Source organism: Bacillus sp. KNSH39 (assembly GCF_052656585.1).
This window is the reverse complement of record NZ_JBQXYO010000001.1, coordinates 2,496,097-2,512,313: the sequence shown is the minus strand read 5'-3', so window position 1 is coordinate 2,512,313 and position 16,217 is coordinate 2,496,097. Positions and strand designations below refer to the sequence as shown.

The 16,217-nt window shown below is 35.5% G+C and carries 19 protein-coding genes; 12 read left to right on the top strand and 7 right to left on the bottom strand.

From position 1 onward, the window contains the following. The first annotated feature begins 16 nt into the window (after positions 1-16). Positions 17-556 (top strand): NUDIX hydrolase, encoded by a 540-nt coding sequence (locus ACUL40_RS12680; protein ID WP_000067042.1) that lies wholly within the window; start codon positions 17-19, stop codon positions 554-556. A gap of 24 nt (positions 557-580) precedes the next feature. Here ACUL40_RS12680 and ACUL40_RS12675 read toward each other — a convergent pair whose 3' ends face one another. After that, entirely contained in the window at positions 581-1,132 is a 552-nt protein-coding gene (locus ACUL40_RS12675) for a GNAT family N-acetyltransferase (protein WP_000803479.1), read from the bottom strand. 155 nt (positions 1,133-1,287) lie between these two features. Here ACUL40_RS12675 and spoIIM point away from each other — a divergent pair, with 155 nt between their 5' ends. The 9 genes from spoIIM (at position 1,288) to corA (ending at position 9,295) form a co-directional block, all read left to right on the top strand. Continuing rightward, positions 1,288-1,905 carry a stage II sporulation protein M gene (spoIIM, locus tag ACUL40_RS12670; protein WP_013142149.1) on the top strand — a complete coding sequence of 206 codons (618 nt, stop codon included), beginning with the start codon at positions 1,288-1,290 and terminating at the stop codon, positions 1,903-1,905. Positions 1,906-2,012: 107 nt separating this feature from the next. Further along, positions 2,013-2,468 carry a ferric iron uptake transcriptional regulator gene (gene fur / locus ACUL40_RS12665; protein ID WP_000392657.1) on the top strand — a complete coding sequence of 152 codons (456 nt, stop codon included), beginning with the start codon at positions 2,013-2,015 and terminating at the stop codon, positions 2,466-2,468. A 103-nt stretch (positions 2,469-2,571) separates the two neighbouring features. Beyond that, positions 2,572-2,802 carry a DUF4227 family protein gene (locus ACUL40_RS12660; RefSeq protein WP_025687577.1) on the top strand — a complete coding sequence of 77 codons (231 nt, stop codon included), beginning with the start codon at positions 2,572-2,574 and terminating at the stop codon, positions 2,800-2,802. A gap of 6 nt (positions 2,803-2,808) precedes the next feature. Beyond that, positions 2,809-3,699 (top strand): site-specific tyrosine recombinase XerD, encoded by an 891-nt coding sequence (gene xerD / locus ACUL40_RS12655; RefSeq protein WP_000390088.1) that lies wholly within the window; start codon positions 2,809-2,811, stop codon positions 3,697-3,699. A gap of 147 nt (positions 3,700-3,846) precedes the next feature. After that, on the top strand, positions 3,847-4,587 hold the full coding sequence (locus ACUL40_RS12650) for a FixH family protein (protein ID WP_445422652.1): 741 nt from the start codon (positions 3,847-3,849) through the stop codon (positions 4,585-4,587). 354 nt (positions 4,588-4,941) lie between these two features. Further along, positions 4,942-6,126: a phosphopentomutase gene (gene deoB / locus ACUL40_RS12645; protein ID WP_001046079.1), complete on the top strand. Its 1,185-nt coding sequence runs from the start codon at positions 4,942-4,944 to the stop codon at positions 6,124-6,126. A gap of 12 nt (positions 6,127-6,138) precedes the next feature. Then, complete coding sequence (locus tag ACUL40_RS12640) at positions 6,139-6,960, top strand: purine-nucleoside phosphorylase (protein WP_001078446.1); 822 nt, start codon at positions 6,139-6,141, stop codon at positions 6,958-6,960. 7 nt (positions 6,961-6,967) lie between these two features. Then, on the top strand, positions 6,968-8,272 hold the full coding sequence (locus ACUL40_RS12635; RefSeq protein ID WP_001243069.1) for a pyrimidine-nucleoside phosphorylase: 1,305 nt from the start codon (positions 6,968-6,970) through the stop codon (positions 8,270-8,272). A gap of 60 nt (positions 8,273-8,332) precedes the next feature. Continuing rightward, entirely contained in the window at positions 8,333-9,295 is a 963-nt protein-coding gene (gene corA, locus ACUL40_RS12630; protein WP_002026281.1) for a magnesium/cobalt transporter CorA, read from the top strand. A 32-nt stretch (positions 9,296-9,327) separates the two neighbouring features. Here corA and ACUL40_RS12625 read toward each other — a convergent pair whose 3' ends face one another. Both ACUL40_RS12625 and ACUL40_RS12620 read right to left on the bottom strand, forming a co-directional pair. Further along, complete coding sequence (locus tag ACUL40_RS12625; RefSeq protein WP_000676247.1) at positions 9,328-10,617, bottom strand: NCS2 family permease; 1,290 nt, start codon at positions 10,615-10,617, stop codon at positions 9,328-9,330. A gap of 134 nt (positions 10,618-10,751) precedes the next feature. Beyond that, positions 10,752-11,423, bottom strand: a complete 672-nt coding sequence (locus ACUL40_RS12620; protein ID WP_001161449.1) for an SIMPL domain-containing protein — start codon at positions 11,421-11,423, stop codon at positions 10,752-10,754. 159 nt (positions 11,424-11,582) lie between these two features. Here ACUL40_RS12620 and ACUL40_RS12615 point away from each other — a divergent pair, with 159 nt between their 5' ends. Both ACUL40_RS12615 and ACUL40_RS12610 read left to right on the top strand, forming a co-directional pair. Continuing rightward, entirely contained in the window at positions 11,583-12,002 is a 420-nt protein-coding gene (locus tag ACUL40_RS12615; protein ID WP_001003307.1) for a MarR family winged helix-turn-helix transcriptional regulator, read from the top strand. Positions 12,003-12,101: 99 nt separating this feature from the next. Beyond that, positions 12,102-12,647 (top strand): hypothetical protein, encoded by a 546-nt coding sequence (locus tag ACUL40_RS12610; protein ID WP_033696439.1) that lies wholly within the window; start codon positions 12,102-12,104, stop codon positions 12,645-12,647. Positions 12,648-12,666: 19 nt separating this feature from the next. On the opposite strand, the gene ACUL40_RS12605 is transcribed toward ACUL40_RS12610, so the two are convergent. From ACUL40_RS12605 to ACUL40_RS12590, 4 genes are read right to left on the bottom strand one after another with little or no spacing between them, the layout of a single operon-like run. Next, on the bottom strand, positions 12,667-13,752 hold the full coding sequence (locus ACUL40_RS12605) for a hypothetical protein (protein ID WP_000486559.1): 1,086 nt from the start codon (positions 13,750-13,752) through the stop codon (positions 12,667-12,669). A gap of 12 nt (positions 13,753-13,764) precedes the next feature. Next, on the bottom strand, positions 13,765-14,832 hold the full coding sequence (locus ACUL40_RS12600) for an ABC transporter permease (RefSeq protein WP_139846716.1): 1,068 nt from the start codon (positions 14,830-14,832) through the stop codon (positions 13,765-13,767). Continuing rightward, entirely contained in the window at positions 14,822-15,703 is an 882-nt protein-coding gene (locus ACUL40_RS12595) for an ABC transporter ATP-binding protein (RefSeq protein WP_000922164.1), read from the bottom strand. The genes ACUL40_RS12600 and ACUL40_RS12595 overlap by 11 nt, the downstream gene beginning before the upstream one ends. Next, the gene (locus ACUL40_RS12590; RefSeq protein WP_000548045.1) at positions 15,669-16,088 is read right to left on the bottom strand and encodes a GntR family transcriptional regulator; all 420 of its coding nucleotides are present in this window, start codon (positions 16,086-16,088) and stop codon (positions 15,669-15,671) included. Before ACUL40_RS12590 ends, ACUL40_RS12595 begins: the two co-directional genes overlap by 35 nt. Positions 16,089-16,217: the final 129 nt, after the last annotated feature.

Genomic DNA, 16,217 nt, shown 5'->3' with positions numbered 1-16,217 from the left:
AGGGAGATGAAGTAGTATGAGTAATCTTGCAGAGAGAACAGTAAAAACTGAGCCAATTTTTGATGGTAGAGTTATAAAAGTTCGTGTTGATGATGTAGTATTACCAAATGGAGCAATGAGTAAACGTGAAATTGTAAATCACCCTGGTGCAGTTGCTATTATTGCTATTACTGATGAGGGGAAAATTGTGCTTGTTGAGCAGTATCGTAAAGCACTTGAAAAGGCGATTATAGAAATTCCGGCTGGCAAGTTAGAACCTGGTGAAAAACCTGAGGTAACAGCAGTTCGTGAATTAGAAGAGGAAACAGGATATGTATGTGAAAATATGGAGCTCATTACTTCTTTCTATACATCTCCAGGATTCGCAGATGAAATTTTATATGTATATAAAGCGACAGGTTTGACAAGAAAAGAAAATAAAGCTGAGTTAGATGAAGATGAGTTTGTGGAATTAATGGAAGTATCGTTAGAAGAAGCGATTACTCTTATGAAAGATCTTCGTATTCATGATGCGAAGACGATGTTTGCAGTACAATATTTACAACTACAAAAATAAACACTCGCCAAAGGCGAGTGTTTTTTAATTGATTTTTGCATATACACGTGCATCACGTAAGCTACCATCTGGTGCTAGGAAATCATTTTCCATTGTCCCTTCTAGAATGAATTCTAGACGTTCTGCTAAGCTACATGCATTTATATTTGTTGCATCAGTACGAATTTCAATTCTTCTAGCGCCTAGTTTATCAAAGGCGAACTGAATTGCACCTTTAACAGCTTCGGTCATATAGCCTTGTTTTGTATAGGCACTATGTAGCCAGAAGTGAAGTGAAAACTTTGGAATATCCCAGTTTTCAGGCTTTAGTGTAATTGCTCCGATGAATGTACCAGATACTTTATCGTATAAGTGAAAATCAAGTGTTTCACGAAGTAAAAACTGTCCGTGAGCTTCGCGAACAATTTCTTCAGCACTCTCTTCTGTTTCAGCGTTAATTGGTATCCACGGTACTAAGTCTTCTAGAGAAGCTTGGATTGCTTCATATACTTCTGCACCATCACCTGGAAATGGTTTACGAACTTGCAAGCGTTCAGTTTGAAATAATGTTGGAAAATCTAATAATAATGGTTTCAAGAGAAATCCCTCCTATTCTCTACTTTTTAGTTTAGCAAAGTAGAGCGGAATTTCAATGTTAATTCGTCATACTTTTTTCTTTCTTTCATACATTTTTAATAAGAGTGTGAACGGAGGGAAGAAAAATGTGGCGAAAAAATTGGCAAGACCGTGTAATGTCTCACATACAGGAAAACTCTTCATTATATATATTTAACGCTGTTTTATTATTGATGGGAGTAATATTCGGAGCCATTCTCGTGAATAGTTTACAAATCAATCAAAAACAAGATTTATCATTTTATTTACAACGTTTTTTTGGACAAGTCTCTAAAGGAGAATTTGCCATTGCGGGCGAAATGTTTCGAGAAAGTTACTTTTCGCAATTAAAATACATCGGATTTATTTGGATTTTAGGAATTTCAATTATTGGATTACCACTTATTTTTATTTTATTATTTGTAAAAGGAGTTGTCGTTGGATTTACAGTTGGTTTTTTAGTAAGTCAGCATGGATGGAATGGACTATTATTAGCATTTGTATCTGTTTTGCCACAAAATTTAATTATCATTCCAGTCTTTCTCGTTATGACAACCATTGCTGCAAGTTTTTCTTTACGGATGATTAGGCATCAATTTATTAGAAAAATAACCGAGCCACTATTACCATTATTAATCCGTTATACATGCTTCTTTCTCGTAATTGGAGTGGTGTTAGCACTTGCTTCTAGTGTGGAGGCTTACGCATCACCAGTTTTAATGAAAGAAGTCGTTGAGGCTATTAATAAAAAATAAATACTTTTTGAGAATAATTATCAATTTGTTTTTATTGTTTTTTCTTTTGACAGAAGCCCTTCTTCTGATATAATGGTGTAAGAGTGGCGAGGAGGGAGTAGTACCGAATGGAAGAAAGAATTGAACGAATTAAGAAGCAATTACATGCAGCGAGCTACAAATTAACACCGCAACGTGAAGCAACAGTTCGTGTGCTGCTAGAAAATGAAGAAGATCATTTAAGCGCAGAAGATGTTTACCTCCTTGTAAAAGAAAAGTCGCCAGAGATCGGATTAGCAACCGTCTATCGAACTTTAGAACTATTATCTGAGTTAAAAGTTGTCGATAAGATTAACTTCGGAGACGGTGTTTCACGCTATGACTTACGCCAAGAAGGTGCGCAGCGTTTCCACCATCATTTGATTTGTACACAATGTGGTGCTGTACAAGAAATACAAGAAGATTTACTTGGTGAAGTGGAAAGGAAAGTAGAACGAGACTGGAGCTTTAAGGTGAAAGATCATCGTTTAACATTCCATGGGATTTGTAAAAATTGTCAAGAAAATGAAACGGATGAAAAATAACCTTTTCCTATTTATCTAGGAAGAGGTTTTTTATTTGAATAAGGTATAAATTGGTGAAAGCTTGGCATATGTTGTAATAACTTATATTTTGGAGGAATTTACAATGCGCCGAGCTTTAAAATTAACTTTTGATGGAATAAAAGTATTTTTATTATTTACAAGTTGTACGATTTTGTTTTATTTCGCTATACTATGGATAAATGAAGAATATGAAAGCTATCATCGTTATGAAAAACCTAAAGAAGAGACTGTAGAAAAAGTATCAGAGAATGAAGAACCGGCAAAGGATGCTTTCGTAAATAGAATGATGTTTTTCTATGAAAATGGGGAGTAGTGTAGAGTGGAAGATCAATTAAAAGATTTTATTCATTATATGGTTGTCGAAAAAGGATTAGCAAAGAATACAGTAGTATCTTATGAACGGGATTTAAAAAGCTACGTAAAGTATTTGCAAAATGTGGAACAGACGAAAACTTTTCATGAAGTGACCCGTTTACACATTGTTAACTTTTTGCAGTATTTAAAAGAGAACGGAAAATCTTCGAAAACATTGGCGCGTCATATCGCATCAATTCGTTCGTTCCACCAATTTTTACTTCGTGAACGAGCGGTAGAACATGATCCATCCGTACATATTGAAACGCCACAAGGGGAACGGAAATTACCAAAGGTATTATCAGTTGATGAAGTAGAGGCGTTACTTCAAACACCAAAAATGACAAGTGCTTTTGGTATTCGTGATAAGGCGATGCTAGAGTTACTGTATGCGACAGGACTTCGTGTTTCAGAATTGATTGCACTCAATTTAGAAGATGTACATTTAACGATGGGATTTGTTCGTTGCATAGGGAAAGGGAATAAAGAAAGAATTATTCCACTAGGAAGTTTAGCAACGGAAGCGATTCAAAAGTATATTGAAAAAGGAAGAAGAGAATTAATGGGGAAAAAAGTAGTAGATGCACTCTTTTTAAACCATCATGGTAATCGATTATCAAGACAAGGATTTTGGAAAATATTAAAACGATTAGCGAAAGAGGCAAATATTGAAAAAGAACTTACACCTCATACGTTGCGTCACTCGTTTGCTACGCACTTATTAGAAAATGGAGCAGATTTACGTGCTGTACAAGAAATGCTTGGACATGCAGATATTTCAACTACGCAAATCTATACGCACGTTTCAAAAACTAGATTAAAAGATGTATATAAACAGTTTCATCCGAGAGCATAGTTACTATGCTCTTTTTTTCATAGATTAAGAGGGGAAGACCGTTTCACAGAAACTTCACAAACATTTCGTATATTGTTTTCAGCAGAAGACTGGAATATTACAATGTATTTCCTCTATACTAAATAAAGTATAAAGGAGGAAATGATGATGAAAAAACTGATTATAACTTTATTTATCGCGATGCTAGCGTTGGCTGGCTGTAATACAAACAAAGAAGAACCGAAAAAAGAACAGAAACTTGAAGCTGTAAAAGTAGCAGTCCAAACAAATCCGAAAGAAATTAAACCAGGTGAAAAAACAGAAGTACAAGCACTTGTTACACAAGGGAAAGAAAAAGTAACGGATGCCGATGATGTAAAGTTTGAAATTTGGAAAGATGGCGACGAAAAGCACGAGATGTTAGATGGTAAGCATAAAGGAAAAGGTGTTTATGCAGTAGAGAAAACATTCGAAACGGATGGAGTATACCATATTATTGCTCACACAAATGCACGTGAAATGCACGTTATGCCAGAAGTGAAAGTTGCTGTAGGAAATGCGAAAGTAGAAGATGCGAAAAAAGAAAATAGTGATCACAGTGCAGGACATGGAGATCATAAAAGTGACACAATGATCCATCTTATGGCTGGAGACATAAAGGCAAATGCTGAATCTACAATGAAAGTTCATTTAAAGCAAAAAGAAGAAGCATTAACTGGTGCTGAAGTACAACTAGAGATTTGGAAAGATGGTGTTGAAAAACACGAATTTATTCCAGCGAAAGAAGGGAATAAAGGAGAGTATGAAACGAAACATGCTTTCAAAGAGAACGGTGCTTACAAAGTGAAAGTACATGTAAGAAAAGGCGAATTGCATGAACATAAAGAAGAAACAATAGAAGTAAAATAAAAAGTAGCTCTTTAGAGCTACTTTTTATTTTTAATATGAAGAAATAAATCATAAAAAAATTAGCACTTCGTTGCAGAATGGATTACAATAGAAGTGTGAAGAAAATGAGAAATTCTACGAAAATGTATTAAAAAGAAAGCGTAAACATGTTATGATATCAGTATCAGATGTCTGACATCTGACTTAGAAAAAACTAGAAATGTTTTTGAATCGTTTCAAGTAAACGAAATAGGTTAGAAAATGATTTAAAGAAGTACTGTTTGACAATGAGAATTCTTTTGGATAACAGTTTCACTTTATAGCGTTTTGAACATACTACAAGAAGTAGAACTGAACTTATAGGAGGTCGCAGTTATGAATAAATATAAACGTATATTCCTAGTCGTAATGGACTCTGTGGGAATCGGTGAAGCACCAGATGCTGAGCAATTTGGTGATCTAGGATCTGACACAATTGGTCACATTGCTGAACATATGAATGGGTTACAAATGCCTAACATGGTGAAATTAGGTCTTGGTAACATTCGAGAAATGAAAGGTATCTCTAAAGTAGAGAAACCACTTGGATATTACACAAAAATGCAAGAGAAATCTACTGGTAAAGATACAATGACAGGTCACTGGGAAATCATGGGCCTTTACATTGATACACCATTCCAAGTGTTCCCAGAAGGATTTCCGAAAGAATTACTTGATGAATTAGAAGAAAAAACAGGCCGTAAAATTATCGGTAATAAGCCAGCTTCTGGAACTGAGATTCTTGATGAACTTGGTCAAGAGCAAATGGAAACAGGCTCTTTAATCGTTTATACTTCTGCTGATAGCGTATTGCAAATTGCAGCACACGAAGAAGTAGTGCCACTTGATGAGTTATATAAAATCTGTAAAATTGCACGTGAATTAACATTAGATGAGAAATACATGGTAGGTCGTGTTATTGCTCGTCCATTCGTTGGTGAACCTGGAAACTTTACACGTACACCAAATCGTCATGACTATGCATTAAAACCATTCGGCCGTACAGTAATGAACGAATTAAAAGATAGTGACTACGATGTAATTGCTATTGGTAAAATCTCTGATATTTATGATGGTGAAGGGGTAACTGAATCACTTCGTACGAAGTCTAACATGGATGGAATGGATAAGCTTGTAGATACATTAAATATGGACTTTACAGGTCTTAGCTTCTTAAACTTAGTTGACTTTGATGCATTATTCGGCCACCGCCGTGATCCACAAGGATACGGAGAAGCTCTGCAAGAATATGATGCACGTCTTCCAGAAGTATTCGCAAAACTAAAAGAAGATGATCTATTATTAATTACAGCAGACCACGGTAATGATCCAATTCACCCTGGTACTGACCATACACGTGAATATGTACCATTATTAGCATATAGCCCAAGCATGAAAGAAGGCGGACAAGAGTTACCACTTCGTCAAACATTTGCTGATATTGGTGCAACAGTAGCAGAAAACTTCGGTGTGAAAATGCCAGAATACGGAACAAGCTTCTTAAACGAGCTAAAGAAATAGGGGGATAAACAAATGAATCGTGAACTTATTACAAAATCAGCTTCATACTTAAAAGAGAAATTTCAAGAGACACCACAAGTAGGACTAATCCTTGGATCAGGACTAGGTGTATTAGCAGACGAAATTGAGAATGCAGTAACAGTACCTTACAGTGAAATCCCTGAATTCCCAGTATCAACTGTAGAAGGCCATGCAGGTCAACTAGTATTTGGTACACTTCAAGGTGTAACAGTAGTAGCAATGCAAGGACGTTTCCACTTCTATGAAGGATACGACATGCAAAAAGTAACATTCCCAGTTCGTGTTATGAAAGAACTAGGTGTAGAAACAGTAGTTGTAACAAACGCAGCTGGTGGTGTAAATACATCATTTGAGCCAGGCGATCTTATGTTAATTTCAGACCACATTAACTTCATGGGTACGAATCCATTAATCGGACCGAATGATTCTGAAATGGGCGTACGTTTCCCTGATATGTCTACATCATATACAGTAGAACTTCGCGAAATGGCGAAACAAGTTGCAGCAGACTTAAATATTAAAGTACAAGAAGGTGTATACGTAGGAATGACAGGTCCTGTATATGAAACACCTGCTGAAATTCGTATGCTTCGTACACTTGGCGGAGATGCAGTTGGTATGTCAACAGTACCTGAAGTAATTGTAGCGCGTCACGCTGGTATGAAAGTATTAGGTATTTCTTGTATTTCAAATATGGCAGCTGGTATTTTAGATCAACCACTTCACCACGATGAAGTAATTGAAACGACAGAACGTGTTAAAGCTAACTTCTTAGCATTAGTAAAAGCAATCGTAAAACAAATGAAGGGGTGACTTCACGATGAGAATGGTGGACCTAATTGCAAAAAAACGTGACGGACATGCATTAACGACAGAAGAAATTAACTTTATTGTTGAAGGATATACGAATGGTGATATTCCTGATTATCAAGTAAGTTCACTTGCAATGGCAATTTTCTTCCAAGATATGAACGATCAAGAGCGTGCTGATTTAACGATGGCAATGGTAAATAGCGGTGATACAATCGACTTATCGGCTATTGAAGGTGTAAAAGTAGATAAGCATTCAACAGGTGGTGTTGGTGATACAACGACACTTGTATTAGGTCCATTAGTAGCTGCTTTAGATGTACCAGTAGCGAAAATGTCTGGACGCGGTTTAGGACATACTGGTGGTACAATTGATAAATTAGAAGCAGTTCCAGGATTCCATGTGGAAATTGAAAACGATGAATTCATGCGTCTTGTAAATGAAAACAAAATCGCTGTTATCGGCCAAAGTGGTAACTTAACACCTGCTGATAAAAAGCTATATGCACTTCGTGATGTAACAGCAACAGTAAACTCAATTCCGCTTATTGCAAGTTCGATTATGAGTAAAAAAATTGCTGCTGGTGCAGATGCAATTGTTCTTGATGTAAAAACTGGAGCAGGTGCATTTATGAAAACGGATGAAGATGCAAAACGTTTAGCAGAAGCAATGGTACGTATCGGTAATAACGTTGGTCGTAATACGATGGCAGTTATTTCTGATATGAGTCAACCACTCGGTGAAGCTATCGGTAACGCATTAGAAGTTCAAGAAGCAATTGATACATTACAAGGTAAAGGGCCGAAAGATTTAGAAGAGCTATGTTTAACACTTGGAAGTCAAATGGTGTACCTTGCTGGACAAGCTTCATCTTTAGAAGATGCACGTGAAAAGCTAATTGAAGTAATGAACAACGGAAAAGCGCTAGAATCATTTAAAACGTTCTTATCAGCGCAAGGCGGTGACGCATCTGTTGTTGATGACCCTTCTAAATTGCCACAAGCACAATTTAAAATTGAAGTGGAAGCGAAAGAAGACGGATATGTATCAGAAATCGTTGCAGACGAAATCGGAACAGCAGCAATGCTTTTAGGAGCAGGACGTGCAACGAAAGAGTCTGAAATTGATTTAGCAGTTGGTCTAATGCTGCGCAAAAAAGTAGGCGATAGCGTGAAGCAAGGTGAATCTCTCGTTACAATTTACGCAAACCGCGAAAATGTTGAAGATGTAAAAGCGAAAATTTATGAGAACATGAAGATCTCTAAAGAACACGTAGATGCACCAACTTTAGTACACGGTATCGTAACGAAGTAATAAAAAAAGCTGAGGAGATTTCTCCTTGGCTTTTTTTACTATTTTTTGTTTATAATAATAATGGGTGAAATTATGATTAGAATTTGTGCAGTAACAAAAACAGATGAAGTATTATATGATGTTTCTTTAGAAGAAACAAAGAAAGACCATATTGTATGGTATTGGCTAGATTTATATAAGCCAACGAAAGAAGAGTATACATATATTCTGCAAGACCATTTTAAGTTCCATCCCCTTGCAATTGAAGACTGTCTAGAATACGTACAGAGGCCAAAAGTTGATTTTTATGATGGATATAACTTTTTAGTTCTTCACGCGTTTGGAGAAGATGGGCTAGAACCACATGAAATTGATTTGTTTGTTAGTGATCGCTATATTGTTTCTTTCCATTTTTCTCATAATAATGCAATTGAAAGAGTATGGAAAACACTTGGTGAGAAGAGGCGGATTAAGAAAGGACCTTTACATGTAGCACATACGATCACTGATCAAATTGTAGATGATTATTTCGCACCTGTATATTACATTGAAGATCATTTAAATGCGATTGATGATAATTTAACAGGTGAGACAGCAGGAGCCGTACTAGAAGAAGTATTTGATATTAGGGCAGATTTATCTAAGTTAAGACGTACAATTATTCCAATGCGTGATTTATTGTATCGTATTTTGAATTCCACTCGTTTTTACGGTATAAGTGATCATGAGATTTATTTTAAAGATATACATGATCATTTACTTAAACTTACGGAAATGATTGAGGCAAGTCGAGAGTTAACGGCGGATATTCGGGATAGTTATTTTTCATTAAACTCACATCATATGAATAACATTATGAAAACATTAACTGTATTCTCGACTATTTTCATGCCATTAACATTTATTGCGGGAGTATATGGAATGAACTTTACGCATATGCCAGAGCTTGGTGGACAATATAGTTATTTTATTTGTCTTCTTCTAATGGCATTAATTGGCGGCGGAATGATGGCCTGGTTTTATAAAAAAGGATGGTTTAAGTAAAAAAACACCGAGGATTTCCTCGGTGTTTTTTTTCAACCAATAGCATGTAATACAAACATAGCTAAGAATAAGCATGTAATGATATACATAGATGGTGCGACTTCTTTACGCTTTCCAAGAGCAACTTTTAAGATAGGGTAAGCAATAAATCCGAACGCAATGCCATCAGCGATACTATATGTGAGCGGGATCATGACGATAATTAAGAACGCTGGAAATCCTTCTGAAAAATCGTTCAGAGGAATTTGCTGAATGCTTGTAATCATCAGGCCGCCAATAATAATTAAGATTGGTGCAATGGCACTATCAGGAATTAGTTTGACAAACGGAAGTGCAAACAATGATGCAAAGAATAACAACCCCGTAACGATAGACGTCAGACCTGTCTTTCCGCCTGCAGTAATACCTGCGGCACTCTCTACTGTTGATACGGTAGGGCTTGTGCCAAATAGACCACATGTCATTGCTGAAATTGCATTGGCTTGGTAAGCACGTGGGAATTTACGGTCATCTTCTAATAAACCGTGCAGAAGTCCCATGTTCTCAAAAATAAGCACCATGCTTAAGGAGAATGTTGCAATCCAAAACGGTAAGGAAGAAAGTTTGCCAAATGACATAGCTCCAAACACATCCCCGTAATTAGCGAATGAGAATGAACTATTTCCGATTTGACTTGTATCAACAAGGCCAAATAGCCATGCAATACCAGTTCCTATTGCAATCGTCCATAAAAAGTTTCCACGTACGTTACGAATAAATAGTACAAGTGCAATGATAAGAGTAAGCACGGTCGCAAGAACGACAGGGTTACTTAATTTACCCATTGCAACAGCAGTATTTGGGTTCGAAACGACTAAGCCACCTTTTTGCAATCCGATAAACGCTAAAAATAATCCGATGCCGACAGTAATTGCTTCCTTTAATGACTTTGGAATTGATACTGATAGCACGCGAGCGATTGGTGTAAAAGCGGCAATTGCAAAAATAATACCAGAGATAAAGACAGCAGCCAATGCTTCTTGCCAAGTTAGTCCAAGCGTATGCACAGCTGTGTACGTGAAGAATGCATTTACACCCATACCAGGGACAAGAATAGCAGGTGCATTTGCCCAAAATGCCATGAGTAGACATCCGACAAATGAACTGAAAACAGTTGCTAAAATTCCAGCTTCAAGAGGAATGCCAGCATCGGATAAAATTGATGCATTTACAATCATAATATATACGATCGTGAAAAATGACGTAACTCCAGCTAAAACTTCTTGTTTTGGTGATGTTTCGTGTAAACCTAATTTAAATGTTCTTTCAAGTATTCCTTTCATGTTAAACCTTCTTTTTCATATCCCTCTCCCACCCGTGATATCTCTTTCGTAAGAGCTCACCGTCCTTTATTATATCAGAACATCATGTTTTTACAACAAGGAAAATGATAACGTTTACTTATAAATGAAATTATTTATAAATACGTAAAAATTGCCCGTATTGTTGAAATAATTTCTAACTCTCCCGATTGAATAGGCGGGGCTGCTTGCGCATGTAAAGTAGCATAAGACGTAACCTCCCTTGGTAATTGGGCAGATTCTTCAACGAATGAGAGGGGAACAGGATTAATATTTAAATTATATGTACTCGCAATAGCACGAGCTTTTTCTACTGCTTGGTGCAGAGCTTGAATGAGAGCTTGCTCATAATATTTATTTGGATGAGATACTCGGAAACGTAAACCTTTTGCTACATTTGCACCATTTGAAACGGCTATATCATATACTTCCCCAGCTTTTTGTACATTTAAAACGGTAATTTCATACAAATGCTCCACGCGGTATCCTTGCAGCAAGGCTTTATCATTTACATATTCGTATTGAGGAGTAATTGTATAAGAAATAGTCTCTATATCTTTATCGGCAATACCAAGCTGTTTAAGTGCATCCAGCAATTGTTTGGATTGCACTGCATTTTCTTCTTGAGCCTGTTTTACATTTTTATCATCTGTTCGAATGCCGAGTGTTAATATAACAACATTCGGTTTTGCTTTTACAACACCTTCACCTTGTACAGTAATAGTAGCTTCTTTACCAGTATTAGCAGTGCGTACGTTGTGTAAATAAGGATTCATTCCACCCTGCATTTTCCATCACCATCCTTTTTATATGTATATGTGTGAACAAAAAAGAAATTTATATGAAAAAAGTTACATAAATGAGAATGTTGAGGAAAGAAAGCATATACAACATAGGTATTTATAGATTATAATATGTGTAAATATGATAAAAAAGGGACGAGGCTATTGAACGAAAAAAGAGAAACGCTGATTTTAGATTTATCTGCATCATTTCGAAAAATGATACGTTTATTACAAAATGATATTAATACACGTTTTGCAGAACATATGCCATATAATGAATTTTCTGTATTACGTGCGTTATTTTTAAACAGTCCACAGATGGCTTCGCAAATTGCGAGTGAAGTAAACGTAACCTCCAGTCATATTACAGCTGTTACAGATCGTCTCGTACGAAAAGGATTAGTAGAAAGAAAACGTTCTAATTCAGATCGTCGAATCGTGTACTTAGAAATTACAGAGCACGGAAGAGAAGTAACTGAAAAACTTGAAGCTGTGCGTAAAGAATATTATAAAGAGAGATTTAAAGGTTGGAGCGACCAAGAAATAGAAATGGTCTTAGAACTATTTGGCCGCGTATTATAATAAATGAGGATAGGAAGCGAAAGCATTCCTATCCTTTTTCTTTTGAATAAAAATATTTTGAAACTCCGATACTTTAATTAAAAGATCGGAGGAAAGATTATGAAATATATTGCTGCACTTACCATTTTATTTGGTGGTTTTTTCTGTTTTCAAACATTCACGTACGCAGATACGCCTATCCAAGTAGTGCGAAAAGAAGTGAAGTACATTGAAAATGATAATACAGTCTTATATTCGAAATTATGGGTTCGTTCTATGCAAAACGCAGTATTATTCCACCATAGCGATAATATTCGTAATCGGGACACATTACGTAATGTAACAAGTTCATCGCTTGTTAAAGCGAAGCAACTATCTTTTCAGAAAGCAGCACTTTATATACCGAGACTATCGCAATACGTATCAAAAATAGGGAAAGAAAACATTCAAGTGTACTACATTGCGATTCACTATAATGTGAAAAAAGAAAATGCATATCAATTAGATGGCATGAACTATTTTCTACAAGTATTCGTAAAAGAGCGTGGGGAATGGAAAATTGCCGAAAGTGTAGTTGCCCCGACAGAGCAAATTGTGCAAAATGGTGATGGATTTGGAATGAAAGAAGAGATGGTGTATGGGGATAGGAGAGAGAATTTAAAATAACCTCCTCTTAAAGAGGAGGTTATTTTACACGCCAAGAAAATTTTAATTTTAATAAGCGAGATAATAGTAGGTAGACTATCGTACTGGTCCCTATAAAACCAATATAATAATTTACGATAGAATGACTTCCGCCCGCTGCCATTCCTCCAAACATTCCAATAAAGATTACACAACATATCATACATAGTGTTTTAAGCTTCGGATATAATAGAAAGTTTCCATTTTGTTCATTAGGTGATCTTGTATATAAGTACATTCCTAAAGGGAATAGAATAAGCATATTTGCGATTGGACCGGTAAGTTTTGTTGCTGAAGGAATATATGTAAAATTAGGTTCATCATGACGTACGCCTTGTTGATCAGTATAAGCACGTTGAGGATCGTAATTAAAATTAATATTGAATCCGCGAACTGGCGCTAAAATACTCACTTTTTCTATTCCTGAACCGTAACGATCTACATTTTCCTCCGTATAGACGGTATGATTGGAAGTAAGTCCAACCGTATGAATAGAAATAGCTCCGGCAATTAGAGTCGGCAAAATAAAAGGGAATCCAAGTATAGCAACACTGAAGAATCCTTGTGAAATCATATTACCAGCAATTGTTCCTATGCATAATGCAAGTGTATATATAGCAACTAAGATGATAACCATGTACAAGAAGTAAGTGTGAAATGGTGAAAATATTTGATACTTATTATGAAAGGTTGTCTTTTTCATAATAGCAAAAAGTCCCCAATTTAGTATAACGATAGCTACAATATTACACACACCAAAAAGCCATTTCGTTATGAAGAGATGTGTTCGTTTAAATGGCATAGACCATAAAATGTCACTTGATTGATTTTGACGTTCCCATCCAATAAGAATGCAGGCTAATATAATAAGGAGTCCTCCTTGAACCATAATAGCATCGGGAAGTGAAAGTTGATAATTATATCGGTATATATATTTCCATTCATTATGTTCATGAAAATATTTTAATTGCTCGGCAGCTGCTAAATAGTATTTATATGATAGTACATAAAAACTTACTAACCAAAATAGCCAAATAATATATTTACTTTGTTTGTAGGTATGCACCCATAATGCTTTTTGAAACATAGGATCTCTCCTTTAAAAAACTTTATAGTTTGTAAGACGTGATAATATAAAATAAGTGACGATTCCAAATAAAAAGAACCCAACATAGTAACTAAATAATAAATCAAAACGTTTTAACATTTGCCCACCTATTAATGCAAAATAAAAGGTAGTACCCCACATCCAGAGTGAGTTGTATTTTGGGAAAAGGAAAATTTTCTTATTATGTTCATTAGGTGATCGTGCATAAAGAAACATACCAATTAGTAAGCTGGAAATAGTATAGAAGATAGGAACAAGTATTACTTTTGCAGAGTAGTAACTATGAAAAATGGGTCCCCTTTGTATTACTTTTCCATGATCTTCATCTGATTGGACAGTAGGGTGGTAATTATAACTAATTGAAAAGTCTAATATAGCGCTTGAAATGTTGGTCTTTTTATTGAATTTATAAATGTTTTCGAAATTCGTATAACTTTTATTCCCTTGTATTGCCTCAGCATGAGCTGTAAAGAAAAGGAGTAAGAGTGAAAAGATTCCCATTCCCATTATGCAAAAAGTAATGCTGAAGATGCTTTGTGAAATAATACTGCCAGTAAATGTACCTATACATAAAGAGACAGTATAGATAGCGATATATGTGAAAATTGCATACAAGAAATATCGATGAAACGGTTCGAAAGATTGATATTCAAAGTGAATCGTAGATTTATAAATAAAATACATAAGACCCCAATTGATTAGAAATGATAGTACAATGAAAAATCCACCGAAAACCCACTTCGATAAGAACATATCACGTCTTTTAAATGGAAATGTCATAAGTGAATCTCCATTTTGATTACTTCGCTCCCAGCCAATTAATATACAGGATAGGATAATTGTAATAATACTTAACCAAAAGCTATTAGAAGAATAAAAAGAATAATGATAGTAGAACTTTTCTTCACCTATTTTTTCTGGATGGAGAAAGAGAGACTGTTGAGTTTCTGCTGCTTGATAGTATTCGAAAGATAAAAAATAAAGTGAACTGAAGAGAAAAAGTAACGCAGCATATTTCCCACGCTTCCAATTCCACATCCATAACGCTTTATGAAACATATCCATCCTCCTCCAGTGTCGTAACGAAGACATCTTCAAGTGACATTGTTAATTCTTCAATGAGCAGTGGTTGTTCTTTATAAAACTTCTCGAGTGTTGTAGCCACATTTCCTTCAATTAAGATTGTATATACTTTTCCTGTTTGATTTAATATTTTAATATTGCTTAAGTTTTCTAGTTTTTGAGGTAATGAACGCTCGTAAGCTACTTGTATTTTTGCAAATTGTGATTTTGCATCGTCTAGTGACGTAATAGATGCTACAGTATGTCCTTTTAACATAATGATTGTATCTGCAATTTGTTCCACTTCATCTAAATGATGGGTAGAGATGAAAATGGTAATTTCTTTTTCTGCAACTTCTCCAACGAGAAACTGTAAAATCTGTCTTTTAACGATAGGATCAAGTCCGTTTGTTGGTTCATCTAAAATAATATATTCTGCTTTTGCAGCAACAGCTAAAATGATGGCAAGCAGTGCTTTCATTCCTTTTGAATAACTACGAATTCGTTTATTTGGTAAGTTGAAATGTTCTAGTAGTTCATAGAAATATGGTTCATCAAAAGCTGTATAAACTGCTTTATAAAACTTCACGATTTCTTTTACTGTATAACCGTTCAGTATGTTAGTAGAATCCGGAACATATACGATTTTTTGTTTCGTTTCAGGATTCTTATGAATGTCGATATCCTCATATGTAACAGTTCCCTCGTCTGGGTCTAAAATGCCGACCATCGTTCGTAATAAAGTTGTTTTTCCCGCGCCGTTTCTTCCAAGTAACCCGATGATACTACCTTTTTGTAATGTGAAAGAAACATCGTCTAAAATTGTTTGAGTATCAATTGTTTTCTTCAAGCTTGTCACTTTCAGCATCCGTATTTCCTCCAATCTCTTTATAGTATGAATCTATCCAATCATGAATTTTATCTTTCGTAACACCAAGATAAGAGGCTTCTAATAGTAATTGATGAAATTGCTTTTCAACCATAGCGATTTTCCTTTCGTCTAATGTTGGGGTAATCGATTGGGATACAAATGTTCCTTTTCCTCGTAACGTTTCAATAATTCCTTGTCGCTCTAACTCTTGATACGCTTTACTCACTGTATTTGGATTTATAACGAGTAAAGAAGCGAGTTCGCGTACAGAAGGAAGTTTATCACTTGGAGCCAACATGCTTTTCAATACGAGTTCTTTTATATTTTGAACAATTTGTTCCCATATCGGAGTGTTGCTTCTTGGGTCAAGTTGAATATGCAAGAGCAATGTCTCCTTCCTCATATGTATTAAGTGTACTACTATATGCAATACACTTAATACAATATAGGGGACGAATGTATTTGTCAACTGAAAATAATAGAAAAAATTGGTATTAAAAAAAGGAGAATT

What these genes read in the sequence shown, in the direction of transcription:
- corA (WP_002026281.1), top strand. Translation starts at nt 8,333, where the DNA reads ATGGGTGAAATTATGATTAGAATTTGTGCAGTAACAAAAACAGATGAA.
- spoIIM (WP_013142149.1), top strand. Translation starts at nt 1,288, where the DNA reads ATGTCTCACATACAGGAAAACTCTTCATTATATATATTTAACGCTGTT.
- ACUL40_RS12595 (WP_000922164.1), bottom strand. Translation starts at nt 15,703, where the DNA reads ATGCTGAAAGTGACAAGCTTGAAGAAAACAATTGATACTCAAACAATT.
- ACUL40_RS12660 (WP_025687577.1), top strand. Translation starts at nt 2,572, where the DNA reads ATGCGCCGAGCTTTAAAATTAACTTTTGATGGAATAAAAGTATTTTTA.
- ACUL40_RS12620 (WP_001161449.1), bottom strand. Translation starts at nt 11,423, where the DNA reads ATGCAGGGTGGAATGAATCCTTATTTACACAACGTACGCACTGCTAAT.
- deoB (WP_001046079.1), top strand. Translation starts at nt 4,942, where the DNA reads ATGAATAAATATAAACGTATATTCCTAGTCGTAATGGACTCTGTGGGA.
- ACUL40_RS12680 (WP_000067042.1), top strand. Translation starts at nt 17, where the DNA reads ATGAGTAATCTTGCAGAGAGAACAGTAAAAACTGAGCCAATTTTTGAT.
- ACUL40_RS12600 (WP_139846716.1), bottom strand. Translation starts at nt 14,832, where the DNA reads ATGTTTCATAAAGCGTTATGGATGTGGAATTGGAAGCGTGGGAAATAT.
- fur (WP_000392657.1), top strand. Translation starts at nt 2,013, where the DNA reads ATGGAAGAAAGAATTGAACGAATTAAGAAGCAATTACATGCAGCGAGC.
- ACUL40_RS12610 (WP_033696439.1), top strand. Translation starts at nt 12,102, where the DNA reads ATGAAATATATTGCTGCACTTACCATTTTATTTGGTGGTTTTTTCTGT.
- ACUL40_RS12635 (WP_001243069.1), top strand. Translation starts at nt 6,968, where the DNA reads ATGAGAATGGTGGACCTAATTGCAAAAAAACGTGACGGACATGCATTA.
- ACUL40_RS12605 (WP_000486559.1), bottom strand. Translation starts at nt 13,752, where the DNA reads ATGTTTCAAAAAGCATTATGGGTGCATACCTACAAACAAAGTAAATAT.
- ACUL40_RS12640 (WP_001078446.1), top strand. Translation starts at nt 6,139, where the DNA reads ATGAATCGTGAACTTATTACAAAATCAGCTTCATACTTAAAAGAGAAA.
- ACUL40_RS12625 (WP_000676247.1), bottom strand. Translation starts at nt 10,617, where the DNA reads ATGAAAGGAATACTTGAAAGAACATTTAAATTAGGTTTACACGAAACA.
- ACUL40_RS12650 (WP_445422652.1), top strand. Translation starts at nt 3,847, where the DNA reads ATGAAAAAACTGATTATAACTTTATTTATCGCGATGCTAGCGTTGGCT.